Here is a 14,863-nt window from a genome sequence, read left to right as displayed (position 1 = left end):
CATTGTTTTGGAATCAAAATAAAGAAATAAGGCAGTATGCCCCTACAAATTTACCGCCTAATCGTTTACAATTCCACGATTAACTCAATAAATCATATTCAAATAATTTATATTCTATGGTGTTTGTTGCTTGCGGACTAAATCATAAAACTGCTCCAATAAACGTGCGTGAAAAAGTCGCCTTATCTCCGGCTACCCAGGATTCCTTGCTCCATAGCTTGTTAAATCTACCAGAAGTAAATGAAGCGGCTATTTTATCAACCTGTAATCGCACAGAAATATACTGCGACACCCAAGATCCTCAAATCATTGCACGTTGGCTTAGCAAAGAACATCAATTACCATTAGATGCATTATCCCCATTCTTTTATGTGCATAAAGGCCATCAGGGAATCAAACATCTTTTACGTGTTGCCAGTGGTCTAGACTCCATGATGATTGGTGAACCCCAGATTCTTGGGCAAATGAAACAAGCCTACCAGCATGCTTGCAACCTCAGTGCAATAAAAACAGAATTACGTCCAATTTTTGAATATGTTTTTTGTGCTTCAAAGCGCGTACGAACGCAAAGTGGAGTGGGTACAAATCCCGTTTCAATTGCGTATGCTGCAGTCCAATTGATAGGACAGCTTTTTACAGACTACAAATCGCTGAATGTTTTTTTAATTGGTTCAGGCGAAACCGCTTCTTTAGTTGCTAAATACTTGCGTCAGCAGGGCGTTGAACGTTTTATGGTTGCAAGTAGAACGCTTGAAAATGCGGAAAAACTTGCCAACTCATTTAATGGAAAAACCATTCCAATTACTGATATTGCTGAATATTTACCTCAAGCAGACGTCATTGTCTCCGCGACAAATTGTCCAATCCATTTTATTAATAGGAGTTTGGTCGAAGAGGCATTAAATCAAAGAAATCATGCACCCATGTTTTTCTTGGATTTATCAGTTCCCCGAGACGTAGAAGATAACATCAAGGAATTGGGACAAATACAACTTTATAACATCGATGATTTGCAATTCATGATCGATAAAGGCATGGAAGAAAGACGCCATGCCGCATTACATGCAGAACAATTAATCGATGAAGAATTGAATAAATACATCCGCAAGCATCGCTCACTTAAAGCCAAAAAAGTCATTTGTGATTACCGCAGTCAAATGCAAGACTTGGCACAAAAAGAGTTGCAGCGCGCTTTGAAAAAACTTTCTGCCGGACAATGTCAGCAGGTCGTTTTAAATGAATTTAGTGAACGCTTGGTTAATAAACTCACACATAGCCCTACTGCAGGTTTAAGGCAAATCGCTAAAGATGGCCGGGAAGATTTATTTACTTTGGCACAATATCTTTTTAATACAACAACACATCAATCATCCTATGAAGAAATCTCTTGAAGTTAAACTGCAACAAATGCTCGAGCGATATCAAGAAGTAGGTCGCTTGTTATCAGAAGCGTCAGTTATTGCAGATCAGAATCAGTTTAAAACTCTTTCCAAAGAATACGCTCAGTTAGAGCCAGTAGCGACATGTTATGAAACCTACGTTGAGGCTAACAATAATTTATCTTCACTGAACGAAATGCTCGAGGGAGATGATAAAGAGCTGGCATCAATGGCCGAAGAAGAGTTGGCAGACGCTCAAAAGCAAATAGATGAGCTTGACGAACAGTTACAGTGGCATTTGATTCCCAAAGATCCAGATGATGAACGTAACATTTATCTCGAGGTCAGAGCAGGAACTGGCGGTGATGAGGCCGCAATTTTTGCCGGGGATCTTTATCGTATGTACAGTCGATATGCAGAAAACCAAGGCTGGCAACAAGAGTTAATCAGTGCCAGCCACGGTGAGCATGGTGGATATAAAGAAATTATCGTGCGTATTAGTGGTAACGCAGTTTACTCGCAACTTAAATTTGAATCCGGGGCTCATCGTGTACAACGTGTGCCTGAAACCGAATCGCAAGGTCGGGTACATACCTCTGCATGTACTGTAGCCATCATGCCTGAGGTGGATGAAATTGATGACATCCAAATTAATCCTGATGATTTACGAATTGATACATATCGTTCTTCAGGCGCTGGAGGCCAGCACGTCAATAAAACCGATTCTGCGATACGAATCACGCATATCCCAACGGGTGTAGTAGTAGAATGCCAAGATGAACGCTCCCAGCATAAAAATCGTGCCAAAGCCATGTCTTTACTTAAAACCCGCTTGCTGGATGCCGAACAAAGCAAACAAAAGAAAGAACAAGCACAAACTCGTAAATCACTAGTAGGTACAGGCGATCGTTCTGAGCGCATTCGTACTTATAACTATCCCCAAGGTCGACTGACTGATCATCGGATTAATTTGACGATCTATCAACTTGGTGACGTGATGGAAGGAAATTTGGCATTAGTTATCGAACCATTAAAACGCGAGTACCATGCAGAATTACTCGCAGAGCTGGGGCGAAATGATTAATATTCGCACCGCTCTGGGAAAAACTCCAGATCTGGAAACAGAGATTTTACTCTGTCATGCTTTAAAAAGAACCAGAACATACCTCTTTGCACATCCTGAAGAATTACTTACTTCAGAACAATGGGAACACTTCCAAAGTTTAATGGCTCAAAGAGCGCAAGGAATTCCCATTGCCTATATCATAGGTGAACGCGAGTTCTGGTCACTGAATTTAAAAGTCAGTAAGCATACCTTAATTCCACGACATGAAACGGAGCGATTAGTAGAATTAGCCTTGGAGCTTATCCCCAATCGCCCAGATACCTATGTTCTAGACTTGGGTACTGGCAGCGGAGCCATCGCCTTGGCCCTTGCTAAAGAGCGACCTCACTGGCATATTATTGCTGCAGATATTAGTCAAGAAGCGTTAAATATTGCAAAAGAAAATGCACAAAGCCATAAGATAATGAATGTAAGTTTTTATCTGTCCAATTGGTTTAGTAACATTCCTCGACGCCAATATCACGCTTTGGTTGCTAATCCACCTTATATTTCAGAGCTTGATCCTCATTTACAACAAGGCGATTTACGTTTTGAACCGCAAAATGCTTTAGTGAGTAGTCAAGAAGGCTTAGCTGATCTACAATGTATTATTAAACAAGGTTATGACTACCTTTTACCTGACGGCCTGATTTTGCTAGAACATGGGTATGATCAAAAATTAAAAGTACAGACTATACTTAATGAATTACAATATAAGAACGTACAATGTTGGCAAGATATTCAGGGAAATGACAGAGTAAGTGGGGGTTGGCGATAATTTTATTGATGATACAATCGTTTTTTGGTATACCTAACCGCTTTCTGTAACCCCAGGTTGTACATGAATAGGGAACGGAGGCTAAAATGACCGAACAATTAATTGATAAAACCAATGAGAGACGACACAACGTGAAAAACGACGCGATAGGTAGCATGGGAATCACCCCCTATACGGAAGCCCCTGGTGAAGAATATATGAATGAAAACCAGTTAGCACATATTGAAAAAATATTGCTAGCTTGGCGTCAATCGTTGATGGAAGAAGTCGACCGTACAGTGACGCACATGAAAGATGAAGCGGCTAATTTTCCTGATCCTTCAGATAGGGCCAGCCAGGAAGAAGAATTCAGCATCGAATTACGTACTCGTGATCGTGAACGTAAATTGATTAAGAAGATTGAGGATGCCTTAGAGCGTTTGAGAAATGAGGATTTCGGCTATTGCGAAGCATGTGGTATCGAAATCGGCCTCAAACGTTTAGAAGCAAGACCTACAGCGACTTTATGTATTGATTGTAAGACCCTGTCCGAGATTAAAGAAAAACAAAATCAGGGTGCCTAACTAAATCCAGCTCTTGCAAAGCCGAGATTCATTCAAAATCAACACTTTGTTAAGGGCAGTCTTAAGCAGAAATAAACCCCACTGCCTTTAATTTAAAAATTATGTCATTCCCGCGAAGGCGGGAATGTTATCTCTGAATGAAATGCTGAGTCACTTTAATAATTAGTTTCTATTTTCACGAAAACAAAGGTGAAGTCGAAAATCGTTTAGCTAATTGTTTATAAACGCTGCCGAACTCAGAAAACTCTAGCTAGATGGATTTATCTAAACCGTTGTGACCTTTTAAGGCAAGCAGGTCAGGAAAAAGGATATAGAACCTGTTTGATCCGATTCATTAAATTATTTACATTCAAAATCCTCAAAGAGGTGGAGCGTGTTGGAGCATCTTTACTGGTTCCAAAAGTTCAGGAGCAATAATTAATTTCGATGAATCTTTTCCCTCGATGTCTTCAGCATAATTCGTTAGACGCTTGGACTGGCAAATTGTATCTTCTTTAACTCGAAACAGCGCAAACCCACACTGTCTTTTACGCATCACCTCTCGAACCTGATTCATTCGTTCATTAGAGTAAATGATATTAGGGGTGTACGCTGAAACCAGGGGATCATGATAAGGATGTTTGGTGTAACTCATTACTTTATCTCCTTTTTCAAGAAACATAAACCCGAACCGACTGTTTAAAATTTTTTTGATTTCCTTTTTTAATACTGCCTCCACAGGTTTGGTTGTATTTTTTTTTAAGAAAAATGAGTGCATATTTTTTGCTCCTTTTTAGTATTCCTTATCATTATTACTGAAAACATATTTAACGAAATACCGTAGAAATACGGTAGTAAACATCTCTAGTTTTAATTCTGGTTTCATGTTTATTTTTTATTCTATATGCAGGAATAAAGAAGTTGTTGCCTTGGAAGCAACATGAACTGGAGCAAAATGATGAGATTTTTTCAACCCCACGAAAACCCTAGACGGAGAGTAAATCCGCGCAACTCTTGCCCAATAAAAGAAATACGAGAATATATTATCAAAGACAGTCAAAAAAATGTAACTGTTGAACAGGCGATATCGATGCAGACTGGAGGAGGCTATAAAGCAGATGAATGGCAACAACTTCGCTTAGGAGAAGTTGCCACCAACTCTCTCATTCAATCCCTTATTGGCAAAAAGAGCATTATCGAAGCACCTGCTAATTACAATACAATGGAGTTTAACGATTTTCTGCACTGGTTGGAACAACCGGTTCCCAAAGGAACCAGCAGATACTTTGCGCTGCCTGATGCATTTGGATCAGGAAGAATCCATGGGTATCATTGCGAAAAAGATGAGCATTATCATCAGAAAGTTCAGGTTGGTGAACCCAAATGTCCGGAGACTAAAAAAACGCTACTGCCATTAAGACAGTCACTAGGAATATTTACTGTCCTTGATTGGATGCTGGATGTCCCCGTTGTTGCCGCCAGCACCTCTTCCAATACCGAACATGGAAAAGGTGGAGCCATTCAACTGATAGTTTCCCAGGGGCTATTACTGTATCTCCATGCGAATGTAAATAGGTATGTAGAGCAATATGATGACCGCTACTCGGTACAAAAAGCAGTTAGATACCGCTCACCATGGGGAGATGAAATGGAGTGGGAAATAAGTTCTAAAGTAGAAACAACAAATACTGTCTATCATTGCTCCCCGGACAGCAATGCAGTAAAAGGGACTCCTCCAAGACTTGGTTAAAAGGAATGGGCCAGGGAGGGCCTAATATCGACTGAAGATAATTGGTATCTGAGTGGAAAGCAGGAATTATTTATACTAGCATAAAAATAAGAAAATATTGGTTTTAAAGTATGTATGAACTCAATGATTCACCGTATTTTATTTACAGTAATTTGATTAAAGAATACTGTTTGCCGCTATTTAATTTAACTCCTGTCAAAGGCTTTACTTTTTGCCGTACTTATGAGGATAAAACTGCATTTCTCCTAACTACCGAATATCAGTTTAACCTGGAATGCATTCAACATGAAAAAAGAATTTCCAAGCTTGAAATGCTTCGTACGCCAATGCATACCCTGGAGGGCTATTTTCTAAACTCCCCCGCCCTTGATGGAAAATCCTCTGCTTTTTATGAAACTACTGCGCAAAAATTTGGCTATGGATATAGTTTTACTATTGTCAGAAAGCATGAGAATTACAGTGATTACTTTCATTTTATCGGGGACAAATATCAAATTGATATGAATAATTATTATGTACATAACAAGGCTTCACTGAATAAATTTTGTGATTACTTCATCGAACGAGCAGCAAAAATATTAACTTATAGTGAAAAACAAAATAAATTCATTTTACCTAATACAGCCGTAGAACCCTTTCCAATAAAATCTTATGCAGGTACTTTGGATGAATTTTTCAAAGACTACTCTCTTGAGCGTTCAGGAATCAAATCAGTTAGTTTATCTCAGCGCCAAATTGAATGTGCCCGATTATTAATTATCGGTAAAACAGCCGAGGAAATAGCTATTATTCTTGGCTTATCAAAACGTACTATTGAGCATTATATTGATATTCTAAAAAGAAAATTAAATGCTCATAATAAGGGATTTCTGATTACAAAGTTGCTTCAGCTCTTTCCCGATGAATTCACCTCAATTTCCTAAGAGCATTTGAGTAATGGACGATGTGAGACCATCATTCGATGAATTCTCAGAACCAATACTGTATTTATACGGTATCACCAATTTCAAGTGTTCATCTTATCTTAATGAGCCTCCTGTAACTTATTAATTAAAGCTATAGGAGATGTCATGAAAGTTAAAAACGGTAAATTTGTTGATTCGTACAACGGAAAATACAAACGTCGAAAACGTCAAGTTGAGGTAATTAATGCTTATCTGGACAAGAATGGACTGGTTGTGCATGACTCGATAGATAATGGGGATTGTTTCTTTGATGCAGTGTCGCAACAGCTTGGCCAGATGCCTGGATTAATCTCTTACTCCATCGAGGATCTAAGGGATATTTGCTCAAGCTACGCTGAAAGTCATGCGGAAAGTGAACTGTTTGCTCTTTTAAAAAAAAGAGAGGATTTTAAAGATTTTAAAAATATTAAGGACTATGTCAGAAAAATTAAAAGTGATGATCCGCCTTTATGGGGAAATCAGGATTGTGAAGGAGTCATTCTTGCCAGATATTTCAAAGAAAATCTGGGTATTGAGCTTGTTTTCGAAGTCATAAATTATGAATTGCATTTTGATGAAATAAGCGGAGAGGAAATTTCAGCTGAGGATGTATTTTATATTCGGGCTGAAGGCAAAACCTCCACCAATCCAGATCCGGACAATACTACTCCTTGCATCCGATTATTTAATGCTTTAAATCATTATGTTGCATGCAGTCGCACTGCTCCGATGCAAATGGAACATGGCAATTCATCTGCCCACTCTACACATCAAACTGATACAACAGAGTCCGATCCAATGAACCACAGCAGCCTGGAAAGAATAATACACATCTTACGCGATGAGGGAATATTGGCTGAAGAGCCAACCAACGAAACAGGATCAGCGGCAGGTGATGCTATTGAGAATAAGGAGCTTAGGATCTTTAATAAAAACTTCCTGACAGCTTGTGTACTACGGCTTGTGCAGCTGGAAGAAAATCTCGGCAATAGAGGCAATAGAAATGAGGTAGTTGCTATTGGCAGACTGTTAAAAAGCTATTTTGATTTACTGAAAAAACCTGAAAGCAAAGAAAGTCTGGTGCAATTCAATTCTGATTTAAACCTTGCCCAACAAGCAAGTCAACCATCCCAAATTATCGCTATTCTATATTGGGGGCTAAAAATCATTGGCTTATTAGGAGGGGCTACCTTGGGAGCTGGCCTAAGTGTGCTGAATATGAATCAAACCCATTTTTTATCCTTGTCCGGCTCTGGATATAGCCTTGGGGATATTGCCGCCAAAAAAGGTTTTTTTGGCAATAGAAAACAATTCTCTCTTGCCCTGGATGAAATAAAAGAAGACTTACAGTCGAACTGGAACAAGTCATTATCTTAGCACTCTGCAAACGGGATTAGACAGTTGGTTATTTTAAAATGGGGCTGTCACATCACGTTTGCTTTCCGCGATATTATTTTCAACAACCGTAACAAGAGCAAGCGACTTACTCCCCGATAAAAAAAATGCCCAGCCTCATGTTAAATTGCCGCTTCAATTTGCTGTAAATGCCGTATCACTGCGCCCTTGTTTTTTTCAAAAACTGCCGCGGCATTCTTAATCATCTGTTGACGAAATGTTGGATTAGTATGCAATTGAATGATTCCATCAATGACTTCATTGGCCTGTTGCACTAACAAGATCCCATGGGCCTCTTTAAGTGCATTGCAAATGGCTTTAAAGTTATGGACCTGGTTGCCGCTCAACACGGGTACGTTCATGCCAATGGGTTCCAGTACATTGTGCCCTCCCACCGGGACTAGACTGCCTCCCACAAAAGCATAATCACTGATTTGATAGAAACCTAAAAGTTCTCCCAAACTGTCAAGCACCACAATTTCATTTTCAGGACTCAAGGTGTTTAAATCAGAGCGTAGGCCGGTCTTAAAACCTGCTTGCTGACATAATTGATACACCGTTTGAAAACGTTCCGGATGACGTGGGGCTATTAATAAAATTATCCGGGGAATTGCCTGTTGCAGCCGTTTTAAATGGGATAAAATCTGCGCTTCTTCATTTTCATGAGTACTTGCAGCAATCACAGTAACTCGCTCTGCTCCCCAATGATTTTTTAAATCGCTAAAGCGTTTACTGTCTATCTTATTGGTTTGCAAATCAAATTTCATATTCCCCAAGACGTGAACTATTTCTTTTCTGGCTCCCAGAGTGATATAACGTTGTGCATCTTCTTCCCCTTGTGCCAAAATCGCAGAAAATTGATTCAAAATGGGTCTAATTAAAAATTTTATCTTTTTATATCCATGCAAAGAGTCATCAGAGATTCGTGCATTAGCGAGTAATAATGGAACGTGTGCTGCTCGAGCTTGGTAAATTAAATTCGGCCATAACTCAGTCTCCATAATTAAACCTACGCGCGGCTGAATTTGCTTAAAAAAGCGTTTGAGTACACAGGGAAGATCATAGGGGACGTATTGATGAGTCACCTTATTTCCAAAGCGTGCTTGCACTCGCTCCGAACCAGTTGGAGTCATGGTAGTGACAAATATGGACCAGTTTTTTTCCAATATGGCATCAATCAAAGGAATAGCAGCAATTACCTCGCCCAAAGATACAGCATGAATCCAGACATCAAAAGGTTTATAATCATGCTTACCAAGAAAAAAACGTTCGGATATACGCTCCCTATATGAAGGTAAGCTTCTCCCTTTCCACCATAACCGAATGAGTAGAAAAGGACTCAGCAAATACATCAAAAAAGAGTAAAAAAATAGCATATAAAAGCAAACCCAAAAACCGACAGTATATACTTAAAGTGTGGTATAAAGCGATAAAATCAATTTTAATGAACTAATTTAAGGAATCCTTTGCAATGTCTCTTCGGGAGTTCTTTATCGTCTCAACATGGTGGGGGAAGATTATAGGCGCATTTTTTGGCTATTTAATCGACGGTCCTACAGGGGCAATCTTTGGCCTTTTAGTGGGCAATTTCTTTGATCGGGGTTTATACAGTTATTTTTCCAATCCTAATTGGTTGTATTACACTGAAAAACGTAAAGCAATTCAAAAAGCTTTTTTTGAAGCCACCTTTTCCATTATGGGGCATTTGGCCAAAGCAGATGGTCGTGTGTCGGAACAAGAACTGGAGATGGCGCGTCTATTTATGGATGAACTGCGTTTGAGTAATGAACAAAAAACTCTGGCAAAGCATTTATTTAATGATGGAAAAAAAGCCCAGTTCAACTTAGATGCAGCACTCGAACACTTAAAAAAAACCTGTAAGGATAATCGCGACTTATTACGATTGTTTATCGATATTCAATATCGCGCAGCTCAGGTTGATGGACTTGGGACAAAAAAAATCCAAATATTGGATAAAATTTTTTCCAAACTCGATTTTGCACCACTTCACAAGCAATATCGCTTTTATGAAGATTTTGGTAGTTATTCACCAGAATCACCGAAGGATAGTAAGCAACAATCACAACGATCCTATTCTTCGTCCCACTCGTATTCATCCTACAGTAGATACAATTACCAACCCAGCAAAACAAATATGGATTATGCCTATGCCCTTTTGGAGGTTTCGCCAAATGCCAGCAAGCAAGAAGTAAAAAAGGCCTATAGACGTTTGTTAAGCCGTAATCACCCAGACAAATTAATTGCTCAAGGCTTACCCCAGGAAATGATCAAAATCGCGAATGAAAAAACTCAGAAAATAGTGAAAGCTTATGAGTTAATTTGCACCAGTAAAGGCTGGTAACCTAAACATGTATTATGCGTAGCGAAACCCTTGAATTCATTTAATCAATCACGAGTGGCTGCTCGAAAGCAGACGCCTTACTTTGTGCAGCATAATGTTCAGGACTTACGAAAAAAGGACCAATCGGTCCTAAATAAGAGTACATCACTGGAGGGGGTTTAGGATGAAACTCTGGCAGCTTTACCATCCAGCCATGGATAAATGAAAAAAGAAGTTGTTTACTGTATTCATAATAATGATGAGCACCCGGTATCTCTAGAGCTAAATAATTATTTTTATTTGGCCCAAATTCCTTTTTTCTTGCTGCCATTTCTTGCTTTGTCAGCTCATAATCAAACTGAGCAACAATATCAAAGACTGGCATATTTAATTTAGGTTTCTTATTTTTAGATGGAGGAAGATCATAGGCGGATAACAAGATCAAACCCTCAATTTCAGGTACAGGTGGTTTTTCCAGATAATTAAATGTTTCTTTCAATTGCTCCCCATAATGTACGACCACAATACGCATATTTTTTTGATTCCGTAGCGTCGTGATCACTTCAGGAAATTGTTTGATCCAGGGAACAGCATTGTTACTTTCATTATTGAGTAATACAACCTGCCATCCATTTTGAGCCAATTCATTTGCCAGGTTATCTAACAATGGTGTGGATTGTGCCTGTGCCCCCCCATTGACTAAGAGCACTGCACCATATTTTTCTTTTTTTGCAGGCCAATAAGGTAAATCAATACTCTTACCATCAACATTGATTGCTAGTTTTTCTGCACAAGCAGATGAACATACGAAAAAAAATACGAGAACTATCCTTGTAATATATTTCATATCATCCTAATAAATAATCCTGGAGCGATGAATAGCCTGGTATAATGTAGCGAAACCCAGGCTATTTAACCATCCTTTATCCTGGGCTCCTCAATGAGGCACCCCAGGCTCAATTGAAGGATAGTTTTTCATCTAATCTGTTAATTGTATGCCCGCTTGATCCAACATTACTCTGGCTTTTTCCCCCAGAATTTGATGCGCCAATGCAGTTGGATGTACTAAATCAAAAAACAAATAGCCGTTACATGCATCCGGTGATATTTTAGGTTTGACTGATGCCACCATTTTTAAGACCGATTTTTTAGTTATATCGTCAACTACAGAATTAACACATGTACCAGTTATATTGGTGAATCCATAATCTTGCGGATGCATCATAACTTCTTCAAAAGCTTGATGCAGATCATAATACAACCATTCTACATCTGGGTATTTTTGTTTGAATTCCTCAACTGACTTATTTAATAAATTATTATGCTCTTGAGCATAATAAGTCATTTCGTTAATTGAACCAAATTCAATTGCAGCGGGAGTTCGCCCTAAATCTGGCAAATTAACCACTAAAATATGTTTTGCACCTTTTTCTACCAATCGATGGATACTGCGTACAATGCCTGCATGCACATCATGCAGTGTTTGTTCCGTTTCTGATGGAAAGGCGAGGTAGTTATTTGAGCCTATCCATATAACAAACAGACTGTCTTCACTCGCTTTATCATTGTGTTCCAGCAAATAGTTGTTCACTTCTCTTCTCAAAGTAAACAAGACATCATCAGCTCCTTCTTCCTCTGACACACCAGCACCACCATAAGCATAATCTAATAAATGTCCAGCAGGATTTTCAGGAAAATAAGAGGCGATTACATGTTCGATCCAGACAGGACCGTTAGAAAAACGACCTTCGTAATAAGGAGGAGATGGTGGTAATTGATACTTCATAAATTTATATAAATTACCGTTATCAGATAAGCTATCACCAAATACAACTATATTATGAAGAGGTGTAGCCCAAATAATCCCGGAAAATAAAAAAGCCCCTATAGTTGCTAACAGTTTCATGAATACCCTTAAGTCTAATCCTAAAAAAAGCAGTGACATCTTATTACAAATGGCTACTGCACTGAATTTTGAAGAGTGTATCTGGTTATTTTAAAAACAAAAAGCCACCCGCATTATAGTATGAAAGATCGTTTTTAAGCAATTTTTTTGCATAAACCCACTTTTCTTCAATTTAATATATTTATCAATAAGTTAAATATATTCAGACTCCATAAAATCTACGATTCAAATCATAAATATGCTTATTTCATGGACAATAAGGCCCTTAAGAAGGTTTTCGATTGCTCCTCAATCAAAAGGTATTTATATTAGTATTTTTGCCAGGGAGGCTAAATTAATGACTTTTGAACAAAATTTCATCCTTGAATGTCTTGAGCATATGGAACGAATTCTTTCTAATGACAGAGAATTGGAAGAAGCAATTCATGATTACATCGAAAATAAAGCACCTACCTCTCGTTACCAACTGGATAGCAAAATAACTGACTCGTCACAATGGAATGAACAAGATAAACTGCACTTCAGTGCCGCTGTTTTTGAAGCAATTGCTCGCAGCTCCTTATCGTTTTACTCAGAAAACGATAAGCGAGCTCAAGAAATGAGTGCTGCCAATACAGTATTTCTGAATCAATATCTACCCATCTTAACTGAAAATACCAACTCTAATGACAGGATTGATCCAGTAAAAAATAATATTATACGAGTTAAAACAGATCTAAAAAATAAAATAAAAAACAGCACTGAAAATCCCTATAGCTTTTTCACTCCAGTTACAACAGGATTAGTTGTGATGGCTGCAGCCGCCACAACTATAGCCTTGTTGTCTTCTAAAGGATAGAGATTCGACTGTTTATTGAGCGCTACCAATCAAGGTTATTTTCAACTGACGTCCACAAACCCATGCCTTGTTTAAATCACTCATGACTTCTTTGGGCATACCTTTAGGCAAGCGTACTGTTGAATGATCTTCATGAATTTTCAGACCAGTAATATGTTTACTTTGTAAACCTGCTTCGTTGGCAATAGCACCAACGATATTGCCCGGTTTTACTCCATGAACTTTACCCACATCAATTCTGAATAAATCCTGTTCTACAAATTCATCATTAAATTTTTTACGACTTTCGCGACCGTCTCGGAAACCTTTCTTGTCACTGCCCCCTCCTCTGCGCTCATCAGCTCGAGAACGTTCAAATTTACCACCACGTTCCACACGTCCTTCTTTAGCAGGTCGTGCTGCTTTAGGTAAAGCTTGTTCTTTATGCCAGGGAAGATCTTTGTTTAGCAATAAGGCAAGAGTTGCAGCAACATCTACTGCAGAAACATCATTTTGTTTAATGTACTCTTCAATTATTCGTTTGTATGAAGGTAGGTTTTCATGTTCTAAACGTGCAGTGATGTTTGCCATAAAACGTTCTTGCCGCGCAACTTGGATCATATGATCATTGGGTACAGCTACTTTGGTAATACGTTGACGTGTATGTCGCTCAATGCTCGTAATTAAACGCGATTCTTTAGGTGTTACGAATAAAACAGCGACTCCAGAGCGTCCGGCTCTACCTGTTCTACCGATACGATGCACATACGTTTCGTTATCATGGGGTAAATCATAGTTAATTACATGAGTTACACGGTCTACATCCAGACCACGTGCAGCCACATCTGTAGCTACCAGGATATCAATTGCTCCTTGTTTGAATTGCGCAATAATGCGTTCGCGTAGTGCCTGGGTAATGTCGCCATGAATGGCCATAGCGCGCAATCCTTGCTGTTGTAACAGCTCGGCAACTTCTTCAGTGCTGCTTTTAGTACGCACAAATACGATAACACCCTGATATTCTTCTACAGCCAGCACACGCAATAGTGCATCAGGTTTTTGATGTCCTGAAGCAAATAAAAAGCGTTGCTCAATACTTTTCACCGTAGCAGTTTCAGCACGTATTTCGATGGAAACGGGATCATGCAAATAAGTATTGGCAATTTGACGTATACGATAAGGCATCGTTGCTGAAAACAGGCCTATTTGTTTTTCTTCTGGCAGTTTTGCCATGATGGTTTCAATATCTTCAATAAAGCCCATACGCAACATCTCGTCTGCTTCATCAAGAATAAACGTACGCAAATTATCTAATTGCAAAGTACGTCTATCAATATGATCCAAAATACGGCCTGGAGTTCCAACCACTACTTGAGCCCCTGCTTTCAATTGTTTTAATTGGCGACCGTAATCTTGTCCGCCACATAAAACAGCAACAGTAATACCGCGCTGGTTAGCACTTAATACTTCAAACTGTTCAGCAACCTGAATTGCTAATTCACGCGTGGGAGCTAAAATCAACGCTTGAGTACCTTGCACATTTGGAGATATATTTTGCAATATAGGCAAGGCAAAGGCTGCCGTTTTTCCTGTTCCTGTTTGCGCCAGAGCAATCGCATCACGACCTTCGAGCAGTAAAGGAATTGTTTGTGCTTGAATTGGAGATGGGGTAGTAAACTTCATATCCTCTAGTGCTTTGTTTAAAGCATCTGAAAAGTTAAAGGACGCGAAGCTTTTGATTTCTTGAGACATAAAAATCCTGTTCGATTAAAACATAACCTATAAAAGGCTTGGTGATATAAAATTTGAACAGTATAATAACAAAATAAACAAAATAATGCACTATATTTATGAATTGATTAGGGTAAACTCTATATCAATTGAGGTAGACAACAACTGTAGCCTG

14 protein-coding genes are annotated in these 14,863 nt (G+C 38.9%); 9 read left to right on the top strand and 5 right to left on the bottom strand.

Annotated elements, in window-relative coordinates; all coding sequences use genetic code 11:
* Positions 1 to 116: 116 nt before the first annotated feature.
* The 4 genes from hemA (at position 117) to dksA (ending at position 3,825) form a co-directional block, all read left to right on the top strand.
* Positions 117 to 1,391, top strand: a complete 1,275-nt coding sequence (hemA, locus tag ELY20_RS15150) for a glutamyl-tRNA reductase (protein ID WP_110143909.1) — start codon at positions 117 to 119, stop codon at positions 1,389 to 1,391.
* Positions 1,375 to 2,463 (top strand): peptide chain release factor 1, encoded by a 1,089-nt coding sequence (gene prfA, locus ELY20_RS15145; RefSeq protein ID WP_110143910.1) that lies wholly within the window; start codon positions 1,375 to 1,377, stop codon positions 2,461 to 2,463. The genes hemA and prfA overlap by 17 nt, the downstream gene beginning before the upstream one ends.
* A complete protein-coding gene (prmC, locus tag ELY20_RS15140) occupies positions 2,456 to 3,262 on the top strand; it encodes a peptide chain release factor N(5)-glutamine methyltransferase (RefSeq protein WP_110143911.1) in 807 nt (268 codons plus the stop codon). Before prfA ends, prmC begins: the two co-directional genes overlap by 8 nt.
* 86 nt (positions 3,263 to 3,348) lie before the next feature.
* Entirely contained in the window at positions 3,349 to 3,825 is a 477-nt protein-coding gene (gene dksA, locus ELY20_RS15135) for an RNA polymerase-binding protein DksA (protein ID WP_110143912.1), read from the top strand.
* Positions 3,826 to 4,183: 358 nt separating this feature from the next.
* Here dksA and ELY20_RS15130 read toward each other — a convergent pair whose 3' ends face one another.
* On the bottom strand, positions 4,184 to 4,582 hold the full coding sequence (locus ELY20_RS15130; protein WP_110143913.1) for a hypothetical protein: 399 nt from the start codon (positions 4,580 to 4,582) through the stop codon (positions 4,184 to 4,186).
* A 177-nt stretch (positions 4,583 to 4,759) separates the two neighbouring features.
* On the opposite strand from ELY20_RS15130, the gene ELY20_RS15125 reads away from it, so the two are divergent.
* The 3 genes from ELY20_RS15125 to ELY20_RS15115 all read left to right on the top strand — a co-directional run bounded on the left by ELY20_RS15125 (position 4,760) and on the right by ELY20_RS15115 (position 7,875).
* Positions 4,760 to 5,554, top strand: coding sequence for a hypothetical protein (locus ELY20_RS15125; RefSeq protein WP_233590621.1), 795 nt, complete (start codon positions 4,760 to 4,762; stop codon positions 5,552 to 5,554).
* Positions 5,555 to 5,664: 110 nt separating this feature from the next.
* Positions 5,665 to 6,477 carry a helix-turn-helix transcriptional regulator gene (locus ELY20_RS15120; protein WP_110143914.1) on the top strand — a complete coding sequence of 271 codons (813 nt, stop codon included), beginning with the start codon at positions 5,665 to 5,667 and terminating at the stop codon, positions 6,475 to 6,477.
* 147 nt (positions 6,478 to 6,624) lie between these two features.
* Positions 6,625 to 7,875, top strand: coding sequence for an OTU domain-containing protein (locus ELY20_RS15115; protein WP_110143915.1), 1,251 nt, complete (start codon positions 6,625 to 6,627; stop codon positions 7,873 to 7,875).
* Between the two features lie 140 nt (positions 7,876 to 8,015).
* Here the strand turns inward: ELY20_RS15115 and waaA are convergent, their stop codons facing one another.
* Entirely contained in the window at positions 8,016 to 9,269 is a 1,254-nt protein-coding gene (gene waaA, locus ELY20_RS15110; RefSeq protein WP_110143916.1) for a lipid IV(A) 3-deoxy-D-manno-octulosonic acid transferase, read from the bottom strand.
* Between the two features lie 95 nt (positions 9,270 to 9,364).
* On the opposite strand from waaA, the gene djlA reads away from it, so the two are divergent.
* Positions 9,365 to 10,255, top strand: a complete 891-nt coding sequence (gene djlA / locus ELY20_RS15105; RefSeq protein WP_110143917.1) for a co-chaperone DjlA — start codon at positions 9,365 to 9,367, stop codon at positions 10,253 to 10,255.
* A gap of 40 nt (positions 10,256 to 10,295) precedes the next feature.
* On the opposite strand, the gene ELY20_RS15100 is transcribed toward djlA, so the two are convergent.
* Complete coding sequence (locus tag ELY20_RS15100) at positions 10,296 to 11,081, bottom strand: alpha/beta hydrolase (RefSeq protein WP_110143918.1); 786 nt, start codon at positions 11,079 to 11,081, stop codon at positions 10,296 to 10,298.
* A gap of 132 nt (positions 11,082 to 11,213) precedes the next feature.
* Entirely contained in the window at positions 11,214 to 12,140 is a 927-nt protein-coding gene (gene plaA / locus ELY20_RS15095) for a GDSL family lysophospholipase PlaA (protein WP_110143919.1), read from the bottom strand.
* 337 nt (positions 12,141 to 12,477) lie between these two features.
* Here plaA and ELY20_RS15090 point away from each other — a divergent pair, with 337 nt between their 5' ends.
* On the top strand, positions 12,478 to 12,978 hold the full coding sequence (locus ELY20_RS15090) for a hypothetical protein (RefSeq protein ID WP_110143920.1): 501 nt from the start codon (positions 12,478 to 12,480) through the stop codon (positions 12,976 to 12,978).
* A 12-nt stretch (positions 12,979 to 12,990) separates the two neighbouring features.
* Here ELY20_RS15090 and ELY20_RS15085 read toward each other — a convergent pair whose 3' ends face one another.
* Positions 12,991 to 14,709, bottom strand: coding sequence for a DEAD/DEAH box helicase (locus ELY20_RS15085; RefSeq protein ID WP_110143921.1), 1,719 nt, complete (start codon positions 14,707 to 14,709; stop codon positions 12,991 to 12,993).
* Between the last annotated feature and the right edge of the window lie 154 nt (positions 14,710 to 14,863).

The organism is Legionella qingyii (genome assembly GCF_003990155.1).
Classification (GTDB): Bacteria; Pseudomonadota; Gammaproteobacteria; order Legionellales; family Legionellaceae; genus Legionella; species Legionella qingyii.
The sequence above is the reverse complement of the archived record's forward strand: the minus strand, read 5'-3'. Positions and strand labels throughout refer to the sequence as shown.